Annotated in this window: 21 protein-coding genes; 18 read left to right on the top strand and 3 right to left on the bottom strand. The window is 29.0% G+C overall.

Going from position 1 to position 19,286, the window contains the following annotated elements; all coding sequences use genetic code 11:
- Positions 1-459: 459 nt before the first annotated feature.
- Complete coding sequence (locus AACZ53_RS07750; RefSeq protein ID WP_339836690.1) at positions 460-3,768, top strand: T9SS type A sorting domain-containing protein; 3,309 nt, start codon at positions 460-462, stop codon at positions 3,766-3,768.
- A 63-nt stretch (positions 3,769-3,831) separates the two neighbouring features.
- Here the strand turns inward: AACZ53_RS07750 and AACZ53_RS07745 are convergent, their stop codons facing one another.
- Entirely contained in the window at positions 3,832-4,329 is a 498-nt protein-coding gene (locus AACZ53_RS07745; protein WP_339836688.1) for a DUF456 domain-containing protein, read from the bottom strand.
- A 64-nt stretch (positions 4,330-4,393) separates the two neighbouring features.
- Between AACZ53_RS07745 and AACZ53_RS07740 the strand changes: the two genes are divergently transcribed.
- From AACZ53_RS07740 to AACZ53_RS07715, 6 genes are all read left to right on the top strand, one after another.
- Positions 4,394-4,924 (top strand): energy transducer TonB, encoded by a 531-nt coding sequence (locus tag AACZ53_RS07740; RefSeq protein ID WP_339836686.1) that lies wholly within the window; start codon positions 4,394-4,396, stop codon positions 4,922-4,924.
- Between the two features lie 130 nt (positions 4,925-5,054).
- Positions 5,055-5,498 carry an energy transducer TonB gene (locus AACZ53_RS07735; RefSeq protein WP_339836684.1) on the top strand — a complete coding sequence of 148 codons (444 nt, stop codon included), beginning with the start codon at positions 5,055-5,057 and terminating at the stop codon, positions 5,496-5,498.
- Positions 5,499-5,500: 2 nt separating this feature from the next.
- Entirely contained in the window at positions 5,501-5,686 is a 186-nt protein-coding gene (locus AACZ53_RS07730) for a hypothetical protein (protein ID WP_339836682.1), read from the top strand.
- A gap of 517 nt (positions 5,687-6,203) precedes the next feature.
- On the top strand, positions 6,204-6,569 hold the full coding sequence (locus AACZ53_RS07725) for a BlaI/MecI/CopY family transcriptional regulator (protein ID WP_339836680.1): 366 nt from the start codon (positions 6,204-6,206) through the stop codon (positions 6,567-6,569).
- Positions 6,562-7,842 carry a M56 family metallopeptidase gene (locus AACZ53_RS07720; RefSeq protein WP_339836677.1) on the top strand — a complete coding sequence of 427 codons (1,281 nt, stop codon included), beginning with the start codon at positions 6,562-6,564 and terminating at the stop codon, positions 7,840-7,842. The genes AACZ53_RS07725 and AACZ53_RS07720 overlap by 8 nt, the downstream gene beginning before the upstream one ends.
- Positions 7,843-7,943: 101 nt before the next feature.
- On the top strand, positions 7,944-8,417 hold the full coding sequence (locus tag AACZ53_RS07715) for a hypothetical protein (RefSeq protein WP_339836675.1): 474 nt from the start codon (positions 7,944-7,946) through the stop codon (positions 8,415-8,417).
- A gap of 211 nt (positions 8,418-8,628) precedes the next feature.
- Here AACZ53_RS07715 and AACZ53_RS07710 read toward each other — a convergent pair whose 3' ends face one another.
- Both AACZ53_RS07710 and AACZ53_RS07705 read right to left on the bottom strand, forming a co-directional pair.
- Positions 8,629-9,732 (bottom strand): glycosyltransferase, encoded by a 1,104-nt coding sequence (locus tag AACZ53_RS07710; protein ID WP_339836672.1) that lies wholly within the window; start codon positions 9,730-9,732, stop codon positions 8,629-8,631.
- Positions 9,729-10,658: a hypothetical protein gene (locus AACZ53_RS07705; protein WP_339836669.1), complete on the bottom strand. Its 930-nt coding sequence runs from the start codon at positions 10,656-10,658 to the stop codon at positions 9,729-9,731. The genes AACZ53_RS07710 and AACZ53_RS07705 overlap by 4 nt, the downstream gene beginning before the upstream one ends.
- A gap of 68 nt (positions 10,659-10,726) precedes the next feature.
- Between AACZ53_RS07705 and ruvC the strand changes: the two genes are divergently transcribed.
- The 11 genes from ruvC to AACZ53_RS07650 all read left to right on the top strand — a co-directional run bounded on the left by ruvC (position 10,727) and on the right by AACZ53_RS07650 (position 19,255).
- Positions 10,727-11,281 carry a crossover junction endodeoxyribonuclease RuvC gene (ruvC, locus tag AACZ53_RS07700; RefSeq protein ID WP_339836667.1) on the top strand — a complete coding sequence of 185 codons (555 nt, stop codon included), beginning with the start codon at positions 10,727-10,729 and terminating at the stop codon, positions 11,279-11,281.
- Between the two features lie 43 nt (positions 11,282-11,324).
- Positions 11,325-11,696 carry a four helix bundle protein gene (locus AACZ53_RS07695; protein ID WP_339836664.1) on the top strand — a complete coding sequence of 124 codons (372 nt, stop codon included), beginning with the start codon at positions 11,325-11,327 and terminating at the stop codon, positions 11,694-11,696.
- Between the two features lie 57 nt (positions 11,697-11,753).
- Positions 11,754-12,881, top strand: coding sequence for a radical SAM family heme chaperone HemW (gene hemW, locus AACZ53_RS07690; RefSeq protein WP_339836661.1), 1,128 nt, complete (start codon positions 11,754-11,756; stop codon positions 12,879-12,881).
- A 117-nt stretch (positions 12,882-12,998) separates the two neighbouring features.
- Positions 12,999-13,283 (top strand): GIY-YIG nuclease family protein, encoded by a 285-nt coding sequence (locus AACZ53_RS07685; RefSeq protein WP_339836659.1) that lies wholly within the window; start codon positions 12,999-13,001, stop codon positions 13,281-13,283.
- Between the two features lie 108 nt (positions 13,284-13,391).
- The gene (locus AACZ53_RS07680; RefSeq protein WP_339836657.1) at positions 13,392-14,147 is read left to right on the top strand and encodes a cyclase family protein; all 756 of its coding nucleotides are present in this window, start codon (positions 13,392-13,394) and stop codon (positions 14,145-14,147) included.
- Positions 14,141-14,491 (top strand): VOC family protein, encoded by a 351-nt coding sequence (locus AACZ53_RS07675; protein WP_339836654.1) that lies wholly within the window; start codon positions 14,141-14,143, stop codon positions 14,489-14,491. Before AACZ53_RS07680 ends, AACZ53_RS07675 begins: the two co-directional genes overlap by 7 nt.
- A gap of 35 nt (positions 14,492-14,526) precedes the next feature.
- Positions 14,527-14,898 carry an MmcQ/YjbR family DNA-binding protein gene (locus tag AACZ53_RS07670; protein ID WP_339836651.1) on the top strand — a complete coding sequence of 124 codons (372 nt, stop codon included), beginning with the start codon at positions 14,527-14,529 and terminating at the stop codon, positions 14,896-14,898.
- A 73-nt stretch (positions 14,899-14,971) separates the two neighbouring features.
- The gene (locus AACZ53_RS07665) at positions 14,972-15,670 is read left to right on the top strand and encodes a PH domain-containing protein (protein WP_339836648.1); all 699 of its coding nucleotides are present in this window, start codon (positions 14,972-14,974) and stop codon (positions 15,668-15,670) included.
- A 119-nt stretch (positions 15,671-15,789) separates the two neighbouring features.
- Positions 15,790-16,203 carry a response regulator gene (locus tag AACZ53_RS07660; RefSeq protein ID WP_339836645.1) on the top strand — a complete coding sequence of 138 codons (414 nt, stop codon included), beginning with the start codon at positions 15,790-15,792 and terminating at the stop codon, positions 16,201-16,203.
- Complete coding sequence (locus tag AACZ53_RS07655) at positions 16,204-16,746, top strand: heme NO-binding domain-containing protein (RefSeq protein ID WP_339836641.1); 543 nt, start codon at positions 16,204-16,206, stop codon at positions 16,744-16,746.
- A gap of 28 nt (positions 16,747-16,774) precedes the next feature.
- Positions 16,775-19,255 (top strand): PAS domain-containing protein, encoded by a 2,481-nt coding sequence (locus AACZ53_RS07650; RefSeq protein ID WP_339836638.1) that lies wholly within the window; start codon positions 16,775-16,777, stop codon positions 19,253-19,255.
- The last annotated feature ends 31 nt before the right edge of the window (positions 19,256-19,286 follow it).

Below are 19,286 nucleotides of genomic sequence, written 5' to 3'. Positions count from 1 at the left end.
ATACCTGCCTGTCACGCAGGGGGTCGCGGGTTCGAGTCCCGTCCAGACCGCTAAAATTGGGAAGAGCGATTCAGAAATGAATCGCTTTTTTGCCCAAAATAAGTATCAAAGATTAGTTGTGTTGTTTGGTCAACCTTTGTAACGTTGACCTGGTTTAGTAGTTAAACCGATGAAAAGCTTTTCCGTTAATTCGGAATGGCTTTTTTGTTTTTAAAAGAGTTTCTGTATTTGAAATCAATTTCAGAACTACAGAATGACCTTTTTTATAAGTTTTTCCTTTGTTTTTCCTTACTCAGGTTTATTTTTTTTAAATTATCATACAAATATTTAAAAATTAGTATATTGCGTCCTGTTTTAAAAAAAACATAATCAAATTCTAATTCAAAACAAACAAATTCTAATTCACAATATAAAAAATCAAATGAATTTTATAGATTTATAATTCAATATCTTATTCTTATGAAAAAAACACTACTCTTATTATTTTTATTTGCCTTTACAGGAATTTTTGCTCAAGGTCCTTATCAGCCAACACAGTTCAATAATGTCTGTGATGATAATAATGATGGTTTTGCACAATTTTTCATGCAAGAGATTTCATATGAAATTATGGGAACTTCCCAAAACATTGTAGTTACTCATCATGAAACTCAAATTGATGCAGCTAACGGAACAAATCCTCTTTCGTCAACATATACTAATCTTTTAAACCCTCAAACTATTTATGCCAGATACTTAAATACAGTAACTAATGTATATCAAGTTGTGATTTATGATTTGATAGTTAATCCAAAACCAATCGCAACACCACAAACGATTACAGAATGTTATAATAATGGTACAACTAATGCAATATTCGATTTAAATACTGCCTCACAAATAATTTGGAACTCAAACCAATCTAATCCAAATAGTCAACAGATTTCATATTATTTATCACAAGCGGATGCTAATAATGGAACAAACCAAATAGCAAACTCTCTGTTTACTGCGTCTTCAAATCCACAAACTCTTTTTTATTCGGTTCAGAACATTCAGTCGGGATGTTTTTCCGTTTCAACTATAACTTTGCTTTCTCAATCTTGCAATAACCCTAACTGTCCTACACCAACAAACTTAATAGCTACAAATATTACCAATAATTCTGCTGTTTTAGGTTGGTCTGAAACGGGTACAGCAACACAATGGGAAATTAAAGCTAGCATGAATGGAGTAAGTGTTGTTCCTGCGACAACTGTTACAGTAAACCCATATGTTTTAACAGGCTTACAATGTGGGAGCACAATCACCTATGAAATAAGATCTATTTGTTCTGCTACAGAACAAAGTTCTTGGAGTGCATTTACCTTTCAAACTACACAATGTTTGCAAGTAGGTCAACCTTCGGATCTTACTTCTTGTTTAGTAAGTGGTTCTGCTTGTTTTGACTTGACACAAAATACTCTTCCTGTTTTAGGAAACCTAAACCCATCAGCTCATTCTGTTTCATATCACTTGACTTCTTCTGGTGCAGCATCAAATACTAATGCAATAACAAATCCATCTAATTATTGTGTAAATGCTAATCAAGCTATTTATGTTAGAGTAGAAGAAAATGTTAATCCATCAAATTATCAATTAAGAATTTTTAACATAAGTCCACAAACTGTAGTAATAAACACTAACACATCAATTGCAACATTAAACGAGTGTGATGATGATTCTAATGGGCAAGTAATTTTTGATCTAACAGAAGCTGCTTTAAATATGAATAACCCTACTTCTGTTACTTATTATACATCTCAAAGTAATGCCGTAAATAATGTTAATCCAATTACAAACCCAACGGTTTATAGTTCGGGATTACAGCCTGTAAGTACTTTTGTTTTTGCAAGAGCTTTTTATACAAATTCTACTTGTGAGACAATTTTTCAAATAAATCTTAAAGCTTTTGCTCTTTGTAATAATGCTTATACATGTTCGGCAGCGAATTCGCTTTGTAATGCTTTAGGACAACCTTTTGTAAACACTTTTCAAGGAATAACTGCAGAGCCAGGAAACAATTATGGTTGTTTAGGTTCTCAACCAAATCCAACATGGTTTTATTTGCCAGTAAGTTCATCAGGAAATTTACAATTCTTAATTCAGCAGAGTTCAGATATTAATTTTTCAACCTCAAATTTAGATGTTGATTATATTTGTTATGGCCCTTTTACTTCATTAAGTAATGCTTGTAATGTGCCAATGAATAATATTGTAAATTGTAGCTATTCTGCAAGTGCAACTGAAACATTAACCATTCCAAATGCTATTGCTGGACAATACTATTTAATTATGGTTACAAATTTTAGTGCTCAGCCAGGTTTTATTAAAATAAATCAAACTGCAGGAAGTAGTGCTGCTTTAGATTGTTCAGGTTTAAACATGAATGCATTTTTAGATTTAAATGGTAATGGAAATCAAGACATTGGAGAAATTAATTTTCCTTTAGGGACATTTACTTACCAATTAAACAATAATGGAAATAATATAAATGTAACTTCACCTTTTGGAGAATATAATATTTATGATGATAATGCTGCTAATAGTTATGATTTATCCTATGCTGTTTTGCCAGAATATGCTGCTTATTATAACGTAACAACCTCAAGTTACCAAGATTTGACAATAATTGCTGGTGCAGGATTACAAACGTATAATTTTCCTGTTACAGTTACACAACCCTATAATGACGTTGCTACTTATATCGTTCCTTTGCAACAACCAAGACCAGGTTTTACATATAAGAACAAAGTAGTTTATGCTAATTTAGGTAGTCAAACAGTTGCAAGTGGAACAGTAACTTATACGAAAGACGCTAATGTTGTCATTACTAATAATACACAATCAGGAACCATTCCAACAGCTTCTGGATTTACTTATGATTATATCAATTTATTGCCTTTTGAAATTAGAAGTATGGATGTAACAATGCAAGTTCCAACAATTCCGTCGGTTCAATTAGGTCAATTATTGACTAATTCGGTAAATATTTCACCAACTTCAGGAGATATTAATTTGTTGAATAATGTAAATAATAATTCCCAAATTATTATAGGATCTTATGATCCAAACGATAAAATGGAATCGAGAGGAAATCAAATATTACATAGTTCATTTACGTCAAACGATTATTTAATTTATACGATTCGATTTGAAAATACAGGAACAGCAAGTGCTGTAAATGTCAGAATTGAAGACTTACTTGATGCTAAACTTGATGAGAGTTCAATTCGAATGTTAGATGCAAGTCATGAATATACTTTAGAACGTATGGGAACAAGCTTAAAATGGTATTTTGATAATATTCAATTACCACCTTCAGTTGTTAATACAGACACGGGTAAAGGATATGTCACTTTTAAAGTAAAACCAAAACTAGGATATGCTATAGGAGATATTATTCCAAATACTGCCAATATTTATTTTGATTATAATCCAGCGATTGTTACTAATACATTTACAACGGAGTTTGTTGCTGCTTTAGGAGTCAATACATTTAATGAAAATAACATTACAATGTATCCAAATCCAGCTAAAAATCAAGTTACAATTTCACTAGAAAACACAAATGAAGTTATAGCAACAGTAAGCGTGGTTGATATGTTAGGAAAACAAGTAATTCGATTGAGTAAAGTCAATGAAGTTAGTAAATCAATAGATTTGTCATCGTTAAATTCAGGCATTTACTTCTTAGAAATAGAAACACAAAAGAAATTAGTTGTCAAGCGCAAGCTAATTGTGAATTAAGAATTTAGATTAAGTTAAGTTTTGAAAAACCATCTGAAATGAAAATTTTAGGTGGTTTTTTGTTTAAAACCAGACTTCCAAATTTGAAAAGAATACTACAAGGTAAATTCCAAGCAACAACAAACAAAATAGTACTTTCATAAAAGTTGAAGCTAATAAACCTAAAAATGAACCTACAGCAGCTTTAAAAGCACCTTTAGTATCTTTTGAGTTATAGGTAAGTTCTCCGGCAAAAGCGCCCAAAAAAGGACCAATTACAAAGCCGAATGGTGGAAAAAACAACCCAACAATCAATCCAATATTTGTTCCCCAAATTCCATATTTTGTACCTCCAAAATGTTTTGTTCCTTTTGAAGGTAATATATAATCTAAAACCGCAATTATAATTGTTAGGACTAATGTGATTCCTAAAATCCAATAATTAGTTTTAATGTTTGGAATTAAATAAATTAGTAATAGACCAACCCAACTGATAGGTGCACCAGGTAAAGCAGGTAAAATGCTTCCCACAATTCCAAAAAGGATTAAGATTAAACCAAAAATAAGCAAAACATATTCCATAGTAGAATTGATTTATTTTATTACAAAAAAAGTATATATTTGTTTTATTACCTAATTTGTAAAAATGAAAACAAAGTTATTTATTTTTTCTGTTTTATTTTTTACTTCAATAGTAACAAGTCAAGTTACAAGAATTAAAGATAACGACAATATACCTGCTCCACAAGCAATAATTGTATCAGAACCATCTGTTGTATTTGATGATGTAGATGTAGATATGCCGTTTGCGGTTTTAGACGAAATACCTCAATTTTTAACTTGTAAAGATACTTTAGGTCAAGAAGCAAAAAAATGCTTTAACGAAACCTTAAATAATTTTATTGTTGATAATCTTAAATATCCTAAAAAAGCAAGAAAGCAAAAAATTGAAGGTAAAATATTTTTCTTATTTGTAATTGACAAAAGCGGTTTAGTTACAAATATTCGCACAAGAAATCTTATAAAAACTGAAGATGTAGAACTGAAAGAATTGATGGAAAAAGAAGCTCTTAGAGTAATAAATTTATTGCCAAAATTTAAACCAGCAAAATTTAAGGGAAGATTGGTAAATGTGTCTTATGCAACTCCTATAGTTTTTGTTTTAGAAGAAAAATAAAAAATTAGATACTATATTTAACCAGCAATTCATAAAGGTAAAAATGTCTCTGTTTCTTATAGTTTGCCAATTACATTTAGACTAGAAACTATAACATCAAAAAGTGATAAGAAGAAAAAAATAAATGATTATGAAATTAATTTTTAAAAGAAACGTACTTGTTTTAATTTGTTTTTTAACAGCCCTAACTTGTTTTTCTCAAGAAGAAGAAAGTATAGATGTTCCTTTTGTAGTATTAGAAGAAATTCCTATGTTTCCAAATTGCATTAATGTAGAAAGAAGCGAAGGGAAAAACTGTTTTATGCAAGAAATGAATAATCATATTGCTCAAAACTTTAAATACCCAAGAAAAGCGGCAAAAAAGAATATTCAGGGAAGAGTGACGGTTATGTTTGTGATAAATTATCAAGGTGATATTATAAATATTAAAACAAAAGCACCAGTGGGGTGCGAATTATTAGCAGCTGAAGCTGAAAGAATTATAAAATTGCTTCCAAAATTCAAACCAGGAATGCAAAAAGGTTCGCCTGTAAGTGTTTCTTATGCCCAACCTATTGTTTTTAAATTAAAATAAAAATGAGAAAAAATATATATGTGTTGTTGGTTATAGCTTTAAATACTAGTTGTTTTTTTGCTCAAACTAAAGATGTTGAAGAGTTAAACAAAGAAATCGATGTTCCTTTTGCGGTTATTGATAATATACCTCAATTCGATAATTGTGAAAAAAGTTGGGGTAAAGAATCTAGGGATTGTTTTTATTAAGCTATGAATTAACATATTATTTCAAATTTTAGATATCCAAAACAAGCTGCCAAAAAAAACATACAAGGAACAGTAACCATTTTATTTGTTATTAATAAAGATGGAGATGTAACGAATATAAAAACTCATGCCCCACAAGGATGTGAGTTGTTAGAGTCTGAAGCAGTTAGGATAATTAAATTACTTCCAAGATTTAAACCTGCAATAAATAGTGGCAAACTAGTTTCAGTAAGTTACGCACAACCGATAAATTTCAAACTAAATTCAAACCCGGTTTGCTTAATGACAAAGTAGGGCGAATACTTGTTTCAGATTATATAATAAAGTTTTCTTTAGGTCAATAAAAGATAGATTTTAAAAGCATCAATTCTGTGTTGATGCTTTTTTTGTAAAATATTCAACTAAAAAATTAGTTTAAACTAAATATTTAGTTTACATTTGAATTATCAAACTAAAAACTTAGTTCATAAAACACTAGTATATTATTATAATGATACTGAAATAAATTCAGCATAAAATGAAACAACTTACCAAAGCCGAAGAAGAAATAATGCATGTTTTGTGGGATTTAAAAGAATCTAATGTCAAAGACATAATAGATAAATTTCCTGAACCAAAACCTGCTTATAATACAGTTTCTACCATCATAAGAATACTTGAAACTAAAGGTTTTGTGAATCATAAGCAAGAAGGGAAAGGTTATATTTATCTTCCAATTCTAAAGAAAAATGAATACAGTAACTCATCTATAAATAAATTAGTAGAAAATTATTTTCAAGGTTCATTTAAAGATATGGTTTCTTTTTTCGTTAAGAAGAATGATGTTGATTTAGCGGATATTGAACAAATTATTAAAGAAATTAAACATAAAGAAGATGAATGAATTTTTAATGTATAGTTTACAAACAATTTTTTTGCAATTGCTTTTTTTAGTAATTTTTGAATTTTTTTTCAAGAAAGAGACCTTTTTTAAAGCCAATCGATTTTATCTTTTAGGAAGTACAGTTTTATCCCTTTTAATTCCTTTGATAAAAATTCCAATAGAAGGATATGTTAAGCAACACTATATTTTTCAATTGAAGGAAATTGTATTGACTAATAATAGTTTAGTAGAAAATCAATCTACAAATATTTCTTTTCTAACGAGTTTGAATTTTGTTTATGGAATTGGATTTTTACTATTTCTTACATTTTTCATAGTCAAATTGATTAAAATTTTTAAAATAAAACAACAAGCTACTATTGAAGTTTTAGAGAATGCAAAAGTATACAGAATGGAGAATTCAAATCAAGCATTTTCCTTTTTAAATTATATTTTTATAGGTAGGGAAAACCAGAATCTAAGGGTATTAATTAAGCATGAAAAAGTACATCAAAAACAACTGCATTCTTTAGATTTATTGTTTTTAGAAATTTTAAAGATTGTATTTTGGTTTAACCCAATGATTTATATCTATCAAAAAAGAATAGTTGAAATCCATGAATTTGAAGCCGATTCAAACAGTATTTCCGAAAATAAAAGCAGTTATTATGAAACGCTTATATGTCAAATTTTTGAGGTGAACTCCATTTCATTAACCAATAATTTTTACAATCAATCCTTAATCAAAAAACGTTTAGTTATGTTACAAAAATCAAAGTCCAAAAAAGCAGGAATGATCAAGTATTTAGTAGTTGTTCCTATGACAGTCTTGTCTTTAATGTTGTTTTCCACTACAGCAATTGCCCAAGAAAAAACAAGTAAAGAAGTAAAAGATTCTAAAGAAATTCCTTTTGCAACAATTGAGCAAATTCCACAATTTGATAATTGTTCTTCAAATAAAGGAGAAGAAGCCAAAGAATGTTTTATGAAAGCCATGAACGAACATATTGGTAAAAATTTTAAGTACCCCAAAGATGCTCTTTCTAAAAATATTGAAGGAAGAACAATTGTTCTTTTTAATATTGATAAAGATGGTAAAGTAATAGATGTTCAAACAAAAGGAAAAGAAGGCTCAGAAATTATTCAAGCTGAAGCAAGAAGAATAATAGAGTTGTTGCCAAAATTTAAACCAGGAATTTATGAAGGTAAACCTGTTAAAGTTTCTTATGCTCAACCCATAATGTTTAGAATTGCGCCTCCTCCTCCTCCTACAATTGAGCCAATAAAACAATAAAAACTTAAAAACCGTCTCCTTTTATTAACAAGACGGTTTTTTTTATGTTTATTAATTTCATTAAAAATAAAAAACCTTATTTTTGATAATTATTATCAAATATGAAAAGATTCAGTGTCATTATTTTATTAATCATATCTTCCTGTCAGCTTTTTGATAAAAAAGTACCAGATGAAACCGAATTATTGCAACAAGAACTTCAAAAGATAAATTGGAGCGAAGTAGACGAATATCCATCCGTTTACGCTTGCGATACTATGCAAAATAAAGAAGCACAAAAACAATGTTTTTTCAAGTATCTGTCACAAGAAATTCAGCAAAAAATTAGCGTAGATTCCATTCAAATGTTGTACCCGAATATTGATACCATTCAAGTAAAAATAACGGTTTTTCCTGATAAAACAACCATTTTTGAAACCCAAAATTCAAAAGACAGTTTAGGCTATGATTTGAAAGAAATTGATAGTATAATTCAAGACAAACTAGCTAATTTCCCACCAATCGAACCGGCAAGTAAAAGAGGTGTAAAAGTTAAAACCCAATTTATTTTACCTGTAATTATTAAGAAAAAGTAGTTTTTTTAGAAGCTGTTCCCTGCTATCCATTACAAGCTTTTGCAAACAATACTTTTTTTGTAAGTCATAAAAAGAGCTTCTTAGGTCGCTTTTTTATAACAACAAAAAATAGCATTCTTTCACAAAAGGCTTTCCATTGCTATCAGGGCTATGAAATCCGTTTTCATCTTAAACCATTTAAAACTGCCAACTAATTACTGAACACTGAGCACTATTTTTTAAAACTCCTGCCTTTCCAAGAATACTTTCCAAACAAAGAATACAAAGCCACAGCACTAGTAAAAAAAGGATAAACCAAACTGCAAATCAAAACAAATCGAACACGTTGATTAAAGAAATTAGCCGATTTCATTATCATAATAAAATCCACCAAAAACTTAATTCCAAAATAAAAAAGGAGATTTTCATAACGAAATAAACCTACAACACACAACATACAACCTACAACAAAAAACAAATTCGTCAAGAAAACGACAAGTGCCAAACTCTTCGAAAACCAATCTACATAAGCACTAGATTTGCTTGCCCAACGTACACGCTGAAAAAACAATTCCTTCCAACTCGAAACACTTTTTGTAGCTACAATACTTTCTTTAGCAGTGCAAAATCCAACACTTTTCGAATTAAACTGTAAAGCTTTTTGCAATAAAAAAACATCATCACCACTTGCAATATCTGAGTTTCCTTCAAAACCATTTAGTTCATTAAAAAATGCTCTTTCATAAGCGAAATTAGCACCATTGCACATAAACGGCTTGTTGATTCCAAAACTTCCAATCGTGACACCTTGTAAACTCAAAAAATCTAAATTCTGAAATTGATTAAGAAATCCATCCTTTGGTAAATAACAAACTCCAGCAGCAACCATTTTTTTATTTTCAGTTTGAATGAAATTATCAATTGATTTTAACCAATCTTTTTGCACCAAACAATCAGCATCAGTTGTAATGATCCAATCATTTTTTGCAACTACAATCGCAGTATTTATAGCATCTTTCTTTGGAGAATTAGTTTTTCGTTCGTTTTGAATGATTTTCAAACTGAACACTGAATACTGAGCACTCAACACTTCCTCAGATTCATCATCCACCAAAATCACTTCAAACAGTTTCTTAGGATAATCTAAAAAAGAAAGTGACATTAAAAGTTTTGGCAAATGCCCCTTTTCATTTCTAAAAGGAACCACAATAGTAAAACTAGTTTTTGCATCAAAATGCTTAATTTGTACTTTTTCACTTTTAAAAAAACCATAAATAAATGCACCTATAAAAAGCACATAAATCAATAATATAAAATAAGACAGTACTAAAATCATTTTCGCAAAGGTTTGTAGTTCAACACAAAAACACTTCCGACAAGCAAAGGTAAAACTAAATTAAAGATCCACATAATCGAAATTATAGCAGCTATTTTCCAATCTTCAACATTTAGTTGTCCAAATAAAAACAAAGCCACACTTCCTTTTATAGCAACATCCATAAAATGAATACTCGGAATTATAGAAGCCAAAAAATACATGGTAAAAATGGTTCCCATTGCAGTAGCAAAGTCCATTTTTATGAGGAAAACAGAAAGTAAAAACATGAATTGAAAAGAAAAAACCAAGTATCTTATCGCAGAAAACCAAAGATTGTTTATGTGAAAATCAGAAGAGTAAGAAATTATCGTTCTTATTGAAAAGCCATAAATTTCAATATTTCTAGCAAAATATAACAAAGGTGAAAAAATGATAACAATTACTGTGAAAGCTAAAATCCAATCAAAAATTTCAAACTTAAAATCAGTAATTAAAATCCCAATTAAACCAAAAAGAGTAGTAATAAACATTTGACTGCTATTGCCAATAAAATTCAAAAGCACAATTTGTTTAGTGTTTTCTTTTGGGAAGTATAACGCTTTTGCGCCATATTCACCAATTCGGTTTGGTGTAAAAATCGATGCAGTTAAAGAACCTAAACTTTGTTCCATAGCTTCAAAAAAAGAAATTTCTTTAAAAGACGAAACTAAATGTCTCCATTTAAAAATTTCTAAAATCCAATTCATACTTGAAAAAGCAGTTAAAATCAAAAGAACTTTTAAATCCAAATAACCTTTTATCTGATTGAAATCAATTTTTTTATCACCACTAAAATGCCAATAGACATAATAAATTGCTCCACTTACAATCAAAAGTTTGATAGTAACCAAAAAGAATTGTTTAGCTTTGTGAGAAATAGCAATCATTGTTGCAAAAGTAGTCAATTTGAAAAAGAATTAGGATTGTTTTTTCAATAGTTAACTGCCAACTAAATACTGAACACTGAACACTAATGTCTAACGAAAGAATCATATTAGGAATTGATCCAGGAACAACCATCATGGGATTTGGATTGATAAAAATAGTCAACAAAAAAATGGAATTCTTGCAACTAAACGAATTGCAATTGTCCAAATATGACAACCATTATCAAAAACTAAAAATTATTTTTGAAAGAACTATTGAACTAATAGAAACCTATCATCCAGATGAAATTGCTATTGAAGCACCTTTCTTTGGTAAAAATGTGCAATCCATGTTAAAGTTAGGAAGAGCACAAGGAGTAGCTATGGCAGCTGGACTTTCAAGAGATATTCCCATTACAGAATACGAACCCAAAAAAATAAAAATGGCCATCACCGGAAGTGGAAATGCCAGCAAAGAACAAGTGGCTAAAATGTTGCAACAATTATTAGGCTTAAAAACCTTACCCAAAAATCTAGATTCAACAGACGGATTAGCAGCAGCAGTTTGTCATTTTTTTAATTCAGGAAAAACAGTAGGAGAAAAAAGTTATACGGGTTGGGACGCTTTTGTGAAACAAAATGAAGATAGAGTTAAGAAATAAGTGTTCAGTGTTCAGGTTTTAGTGTTCAGAAAAATAAGTATATATGAAATTTCAAGATTTATTAGCGTATAAGAAAGGATTTGATTTAGCTATGAATATTTTTGAACTTACAAAGAGTTTCCCTAAAGAAGAAATGTATTCTTTAACGGATCAAATTAGAAGAAGTTCGAGGAGTGTAACAATAACAATTTCCGAAGCTTATAGAAAAAGAGAATATCCTAAACATTTTCATAGTAAACTTACTGATGCAGATTCTGAAAACTCTGAAACACAAGGCTGGTTAGAGTATGCTTTAGCTTGTAAATATATAAATAACGACAGATTTCTTGAATTAACAAATAATAGTATTGAAATCGGCAAATTAATCAATTATATGATTTTAAATCCTGAAAAATTTGGTATGAAAAAACAATAATTTTATTTTTAAACGAATTCTACTGAACACTAAAAACTGACCACTGAACACTCAAAAATGAGCGGAATCTATATTCACATACCTTTTTGCAAGCAAGCATGTCATTATTGCGACTTTCATTTTTCTACTAGTTTAAAGAAGAAAGATGAAATGATTACTGCATTGGCAAAAGAAATTGAATTGCGTAAAAATGAGTTTCAAAATGAAGTAGTTGAAACCATTTATTTTGGTGGTGGAACGCCAAGTATATTGTCAATTGAAGATATAAAATTCTTAATTGATGAAGTTTATAAAAATTATAAAGTTGTTGAAAATCCTGAAATTACGGTTGAAGCAAATCCAGATGATTTAATAGAAGAACGAATTGTTGAATTATCTAAAAATAGAGTAAATCGACTTTCTATCGGAATTCAATCTTTTTTTGAAGATGATTTACAAATGATGAATCGTGCTCACAATTCCAATGAAGCTTCAAATTGTTTGAAAATTGCAACCAAATACTTTGATAATATTTCTTTAGATTTAATTTACGGAATTCCAGGAATGAGTAACGAAAAATGGAAGCAAAATATTGAAAAAGCACTTTCCTATAATATTCCTCATATTTCGAGCTATGCATTAACGGTTGAGCCTAAAACAGCTTTAGAAACTTTCATCAAAAAAGGAATCATCAAAGAACCAAATGATGAAGTGGCTCAAGAACATTTTCATATTTTAGTCGAAACGCTTCAAGAAAACGGATTCATTCATTACGAATTATCAAATTTCGGAAAGGAAAATTATTTTTCAAAAAACAATTCGAGTTATTGGCTAGGAAAAAAATACATCGGAATTGGTCCTTCAGCTCATAGTTTCAACGGAACTTCAAGAAGTTGGAATATTGCAAATAATACATTGTACATCAAATCTATTCAAGAAAATAAGTTGCCATTAACTTCAGAAAAACTAACCAAAGAAGACAGTTATAACGAATATATTATGACTGGTTTACGAACAATTTGGGGAGTTTCTTTAGAACGAATCGAATCAGAATTTGGACAAGAATTTCTAAATTATTTAAACACACAATGTCAAAGATTTATCAATGATGGTTTGTTGGAAATTGAAAATAATATTCTAAAAACAACTAAAAAAGGAAAGTTTTTATGTGATGGAATTGCATCAGACTTATTCATGCTGAATTAATTTCAGCATCTGTTGAATTTTAACGAGAGCATTATGAATTAATTTCAGCATCTGTTGAATATCAACGAGAGTTTCATGAACTAGTTTAAGCAACAGTTAAACGTAAGAAAGCAAAATATGATTAAAGGATATGTTTACATAATGACAAATAAAAATCATTCTGTTTTATACGTTGGTGCTACTAAAGATTTAAAATATAGAATTGAATGTCATAAAGAACGAATTGGAGCTGATTTTACAAAAAAATATAATGCTACAATTTTGATATATTTTGAAGAATATGATAATTACAGAGATGCTTTTTTAAGAGAAAAACAATTAAAAAATTGGCATAAAGAATGGAAATGGAATTTAGCAAAAGTTTTAAATCCCGAATTAAAAGATTTATATTTGGAATTATAAATAAATGTGTCTTTTTAACAAGCCTCGGTTTGTTGGAAAGATGCTGAAACGAGTTTAACAAAATATATAGTTTTAGCATGAAAAGATGCTGAAACGAGTTCAGCATAAATGAAAGCAACAATAAATAACTTACAATTCGACCTATCAAAACCCATTGATATATCAATTCCTCTAACCAACAACGGTGATAATCCAATTGCTTGGTATCAAGGAAAACCAGAAATCGAACCTGTAAAAATGGACGATTGGATAGGAAAAGTTTCTGAAGGAAAATCATCTACCAATTTCAATAATATTTTCTTTAATCCTCATGCACACGGAACACACACAGAATGTTTAGGACATATTACACGAGATTTTTACAGCATTAATCAATGTTTGAAACAGTTTTTCTTTTTAGCTGAAGTTATTTCAGTTCAACCTGAAAAAATCGGAGAAGATTTAATTATCACAAAAAATCAAATTGAAAAAGCTTTAAATGAAAATATACCTGAAGCCATCATCATCAGAACTCTTCCAAACGCTAAAACTAAAAAACATTTAAAATATTCTAACACTAATCCAGCCTATTTAGCTGAAGAAGCTGCTATTTTTATTAGAGAAAAAGGAATTCAACATTTATTAATTGATTTACCAAGTGTAGATAAAGAACATGATGAAGGAAAATTATTGTCTCACAAAGCCTTTTGGAATTTAAAAGATGTGAATAATTTGAACGATGATGCAAGAATGAATTGCACCATTACCGAATTAATTTACGTTGAAGAAAAAGTAAAAGATGGTAAGTATTTATTAAATTTACAATTCGCTTCGTTTGAAAATGATGCAAGTCCAAGTAAACCCATTTTGTATAAGATATGTTAACTTCTGTTATTCCAAAGTTGCCTTTTATTGACAAGCAGAAAACCATCAATTTTTATGCTAAATTAGGTTTTTCAATGCTTTCTGATTATGGTGATTATTTGCTTTTGAAAAGCAATAAAGTAGAATTGCATTTCTTTTCATTTCCAACATTAATTCCAGAAAAATCAGATTTTATGATTTATTTGCGCGTTGATTCTGAAATTGAAAAATATTATAAAAAGGTACAAGATTTAGAAGTTAAAATTCATCCGAATGGAAAATTAGAAACAAAACCTTGGAAGCAAAAAGAATTTGCAATCGTTGATCCAAATGGAACTTTGTTAACTTTTGGACAAATCTTGTAAATTAGAAGTACAATCTCATAATTGCCAGTTAACCAATGAATATTCAACAACTTTATGAATTCTGTTTATCCAAAAGAGGAGTGACAGAACATTTTCCTTTTGATGAAGATACTTTAGTTTTTAAAGTTGGTGGAAAAATGTTTGCTTTAACTTCGTTATCTAAGTGGGAAAAAGAATCTCCAGCTATAAATTTAAAATGTGACCCAAAAGTTGCCTTAGAATTAAGGGATAATTTTGAAGGGATAAATCCGGGTTGGCACATGAGTAAAATACATTGGAATACTGTAACCATTAACGATGATGTGCCTGATAGAAAGGTATTGCATTTAATAAATCATTCTTACGAATTGGTTTTTAGCAGCCTAACTAAAAAAATCAAAACTGAAATAGAAAATATAGAAAATTAGGCATTACATTTGCATTCAAATAACTACAAAACCTTAAAAACTAATAACCTCTTATACTTCTAAATTTTTTTATATGATTGAGAATTTAAAAAATATATTAAACGAAGACCAAGATCCAAAAGCGATTGAAAAGATTACTTTAAAATTAGAAAATCTTTTAATGTCTAATGAAGAAGTTGGTTATATAGCTGTTCAAAAAAAACCAGCTTTGACTGTTTTTCCTGATAGCGTAGTGGTTACCAACAAGAGAATAATAATTTGTAAGCCGAAAAATTTAGGTTTGTCAATGGAATTTATTGATTATGATTGGAATGATGTTGCCGGAACTTTTGTAAAAGAAGGAATTCTTGGAGCTGAATTCACCTTCAATACTAAATCTGATTTAACGCTTAATATTGATTACTTGCCTAAAAATCAAGCAAGAAAACTATATACTTATTCAAAAGAACAATTGGATCTTTTAAAAAACCCAATAGTCGACCCTTATATTGCAGAAGAAATTAAAGTTGAAGAATTTCCACAAGAAGAAATAATTGAAGAAGTGATTACAGAAGAAGTAACGCATTTTGCAGAAATAGTTCCATCTACATCTACTTATGAAACGTATGAGGAACCAAAAAGTAATTCTACTTCGAATGAAAGAAAATTAAGCGAATTTTCTCAAGATGAATTATTTGAGAAGCTTCAAAATTATAAGCGTTTATTGGACAATGGTTTAATAATGCAAGGGGAATATGATACCTTAAAGAAGGAGATTTTAGGTTATATGTAATAAAGTTTGTTCATCTACACTTTTCTACCATTCGTCTACGCTTAAATCATGCTTAGCGAAAAGAAAATCAAAAACTGCATTTTAAAAGCACTTTTGATGTAGGATAAAATGCATAAAACATGACAAAATCTTTAAACATTCTCTTAATAGAAGATGATGCTATTGAAGTAATGAAATTTAATAGAGTTTTAAAAAAACTTGAATTAAATCATAAAATAATAGAAGCTAATAATGGAGAAGACGCATTAGATATTCTTAAAGTAAAAGAAATAATTCCTGATATTATTCTCCTAGATTTAAACATGCCCAAACTTAACGGAATTGAGTTTCTTACAATTTTAAAGAAGGATGAAGTTTTAAAATACATTCCCGCCATCATTTTATCAACATCTAGTAATCATAAAGATATGATGGAATGTTATAAAATTGGTGTTGCAGGTTATGTTTTAAAACCTTTAAAATACGAGGATTACGTTGATAGAATAAAAAAATTATTAGATTATTGGAGTACAAATGAATTAATTTCTCAATAAATGTACGGAATAATAAATAAAGCCATTCAAGATTTAGTTATTGCCAACTTTGGCGAAGAAAAATGGGAAGCTATTCTAGAAAGAAGTGGAATAGAAGAAGATTTTTTTATCAGTAGTGAAGCTTATGACGACGATATTACATTCAAATTAGCAACAGCAGTTTCGGATGAAATGAATATGACTCTAGAAGATGTCTTAATTGCTTTTGGGGAATGGTGGGTTATTAAAACAACAAACGAAAGACATGGTGGTTTAATGGAATCTGGTGGTTCTTCACTAAAAGAATTTTTAGAAAACTTACCATTATTTCATAATAGAGTAATGCTTATTTATCCAAAATTAACACCACCAGAATTTAAGGTTAGTGAAGTTTCACAAAATAGTCTTAACTTATATTACTTTTCTAAAAGAGAAGGTTTACAAGAATTTGTAAGAGGTTTAATCCAAGGTTTAGTCAAAATGTTTAAAACACCAACCACAATTGAACTTTTACAAACAAGAGATTTAGGAGATGATCACGAAATTTTTAAAGTAAGTTGGTAAAAAATGCAAGATTTTCAATTCAGTTTTGATGTTACTAGTTTTAATAACATCTTTCCTTTTTATTGAAGTTTTTGCTATTAAGAGACCAAAAATCGAACATCTTTCATCTCAAAATTTCAAAGAAACTATAGATGAATTAATTGTTTTTGAATCATTGTCAGACAAAACTGTTTCATTAAGAGGACAAATCAATCTTCACAATGGCTATTATTTGTTTATTGGAAATCCTTGGTTTCAATCTATGGAAAATGTCATAGAAAAAAAATTAACACTTCATGATTTTGCCATTTTTGACCCACTTTTAGATTTACTACACGTTTTAAAAAACCAAGAGATTAATAATTCTGAATTAAAAGAATTATTAGCAACAGTAAATTCTCAAAGAAAAAAACTTAAAAAAGATAAGGAAGAATTAAACAAACTTTCCATTGTTGCAAGTGCCAATAAAAATGGTGTTGTTTTTACACAACCAGATGGAATCATATTTTGGTGTAATCAAGCATATTTAGATTTAACGGAATATACTTTAGAGGAAATCATAGGCAAAACACCTATAGAAGTTGGATTATGCGAACTGTCTAATAAGGTAGAACTTAATAAAATGATTACTACTTTCTTTAACGGACAAACGTTTGATGTTAAAGGATTTCATGGACATAAAAATGAGAAACCATTTTGGTCAAATATAAATGGACAACCAGTTTTTGATAAAGATGGTAAATTAATCCAATATTTTGCTATTATAGAAGATATTTCCATAGAAAAAGAAAGTGAAGAAAAGTTATCTATTTTATCTTCAATTGCCGATAAAAACATAAATGCTGTTGTAATTTGTAATAAAAATGGTTTTATTGAATGGGTAAATGGTAGCTTCTTAAATCTTACAGGTTATGACAGAGAAGAATTAGTAGGCAGAAATCCTGGTATAATGTTACAGGGTGCAGAAACTGATAGTGAATCCATCATGTATTTATCTAAGCAGATAAAAAATGGATTACCTTTTAATGTTGAAATTTTAAATTATAAAAAAAATAAAAATAAATATTGGGTTCGTATCCAAGGCCAAGCACTTTTAGACTCCAACGGTCAAGTAATTAAATATTTTGCCATTGAAGAAGATATTACACTTGAGAAAGCATATAATCAAAAAATTATAGAATCAGAAAACAAACTAAATTCACTTATAGAAAACCTTCAATCAGGAGTTTTGCTAGAAGATGAAAACAGAAAAATTGTTGTAGTCAATAAAAAGTTCTGTTCTATGTTTAAGATTCCTATAGAACCTGAACTAATGAAAGGAGTTGATTGTGAAATTGCTGCCAATGACACCAAGCTTTTTTTTAAAAATTCAGATGAATTTAGCGTTAGAATTGATGAAATTTTATTAAGAAAAGAAAAAATAATTGCCGAAGAAATTGAATTGGTAGATGGTAGGGTTTTTGCAAGGAGTTTTTTGCCTATTTATAAGGAAGGAAAATATGCAGGTCATCTATGGAGTTATGATGATGTAACTATTCAAAAACATTACAAAGAAAGTTTAGAATTAGAAAAACAAAAATACAGCAACATTTTAGCGAACATGAATTTGGGCTTACTTGAAGTGGATAATAATGATGTGATTTTGTTTGCCAATCAATCTTTTTGTAATATGAGTGGATTTTCTTTATTTGATTTATTGGGCAAAAAAGCTGCGGAATTATTGTTAGATCCAAAAGATGTTAATATAATTAAAGAAAAAAGTTTGGTTAGAGAAAGTGGAATTTCAGATTCATTTGAAATAGCTATTCAAACTAAAGAAAATAAAACAAAATATTGGCTAATAAGTGGAGCTCCAAATTATGATTTAATTGGCAAATTAATAGGTTCTATAGGTATACATTTAGATATATCAGACCAAAGAAACTTAGAAATTCAAAAAGAACAACTTTTAAAACGATTAGAAAAACAAAACGAACAGCTTAACGAATACGCTCAAATTGTTTCTCATGATTTAAAATCTCCTTTAAGAAGTATTCATTCGTTAATTACTTGGATAAAAGAAGATAACGAAAAAGAGTTTAGTGATGAAACCTTGCAATATCTTAACATGATTGAAGGAAAAGTTGAAAAAATGGACCATTTAATTCATGGAATTTTAACCTATTCAAAAGTGGATACTGAAGATACAATAAATGAATCAATCGATTTAAATGATGTAATTACTAATTGTATTAAAATAATTCTTATTCCAGAAAACACTAAGGTGATTATTGACAATCAATTACCAATTGTTAAAGCAGATAAGTTTAGAATACAGCAATTATTTCAAAACCTAAACTGTTCATTCTACTTTAAAAAAATTGAAGATAAATTGCCAAATGATTTATTTTTAAAAGTACATCGTTCTTTCATTATCAATACCAAAAAAATTATTGATATTGAAGACAATAGTGTTCTTATCGCAAAAGATGTAATTCCAGTAAGTAGAGCAAATAGACCAGAATTAATGAAAAGATTGAATTTACTTTAATCATTTGTCGATATTTTAGGGTCATTAATCT

Source organism: uncultured Flavobacterium sp. (genome assembly GCF_963975005.1).
Lineage (GTDB): Bacteria > Bacteroidota > Bacteroidia > Flavobacteriales > Flavobacteriaceae > Flavobacterium.
The sequence above is the reverse complement of the archived record's forward strand: the minus strand, read 5'-3'. Positions and strand labels throughout refer to the sequence as shown.

Coding starts and splice junctions, on each gene's coding strand:
- AACZ53_RS07750 (WP_339836690.1), top strand. CDS start 460: ATGAAAAAAACACTACTCTTATTATTTTTATTTGCCTTTACAGGAATT.
- AACZ53_RS07745 (WP_339836688.1), bottom strand. CDS start 4,329: ATGGAATATGTTTTGCTTATTTTTGGTTTAATCTTAATCCTTTTTGGA.
- AACZ53_RS07740 (WP_339836686.1), top strand. CDS start 4,394: ATGAAAACAAAGTTATTTATTTTTTCTGTTTTATTTTTTACTTCAATA.
- AACZ53_RS07735 (WP_339836684.1), top strand. CDS start 5,055: ATGAAATTAATTTTTAAAAGAAACGTACTTGTTTTAATTTGTTTTTTA.
- AACZ53_RS07730 (WP_339836682.1), top strand. CDS start 5,501: ATGAGAAAAAATATATATGTGTTGTTGGTTATAGCTTTAAATACTAGT.
- AACZ53_RS07725 (WP_339836680.1), top strand. CDS start 6,204: ATGAAACAACTTACCAAAGCCGAAGAAGAAATAATGCATGTTTTGTGG.
- AACZ53_RS07720 (WP_339836677.1), top strand. CDS start 6,562: ATGAATGAATTTTTAATGTATAGTTTACAAACAATTTTTTTGCAATTG.
- AACZ53_RS07715 (WP_339836675.1), top strand. CDS start 7,944: ATGAAAAGATTCAGTGTCATTATTTTATTAATCATATCTTCCTGTCAG.
- AACZ53_RS07710 (WP_339836672.1), bottom strand. CDS start 9,732: ATGATTTTAGTACTGTCTTATTTTATATTATTGATTTATGTGCTTTTT.
- ruvC (WP_339836667.1), top strand. CDS start 10,727: ATGTCTAACGAAAGAATCATATTAGGAATTGATCCAGGAACAACCATC.
- AACZ53_RS07695 (WP_339836664.1), top strand. CDS start 11,325: ATGAAATTTCAAGATTTATTAGCGTATAAGAAAGGATTTGATTTAGCT.
- hemW (WP_339836661.1), top strand. CDS start 11,754: ATGAGCGGAATCTATATTCACATACCTTTTTGCAAGCAAGCATGTCAT.
- AACZ53_RS07685 (WP_339836659.1), top strand. CDS start 12,999: ATGATTAAAGGATATGTTTACATAATGACAAATAAAAATCATTCTGTT.
- AACZ53_RS07680 (WP_339836657.1), top strand. CDS start 13,392: ATGAAAGCAACAATAAATAACTTACAATTCGACCTATCAAAACCCATT.
- AACZ53_RS07675 (WP_339836654.1), top strand. CDS start 14,141: ATGTTAACTTCTGTTATTCCAAAGTTGCCTTTTATTGACAAGCAGAAA.
- AACZ53_RS07670 (WP_339836651.1), top strand. CDS start 14,527: ATGAATATTCAACAACTTTATGAATTCTGTTTATCCAAAAGAGGAGTG.
- AACZ53_RS07665 (WP_339836648.1), top strand. CDS start 14,972: ATGATTGAGAATTTAAAAAATATATTAAACGAAGACCAAGATCCAAAA.
- AACZ53_RS07660 (WP_339836645.1), top strand. CDS start 15,790: ATGACAAAATCTTTAAACATTCTCTTAATAGAAGATGATGCTATTGAA.
- AACZ53_RS07655 (WP_339836641.1), top strand. CDS start 16,204: ATGTACGGAATAATAAATAAAGCCATTCAAGATTTAGTTATTGCCAAC.
- AACZ53_RS07650 (WP_339836638.1), top strand. CDS start 16,775: ATGTTACTAGTTTTAATAACATCTTTCCTTTTTATTGAAGTTTTTGCT.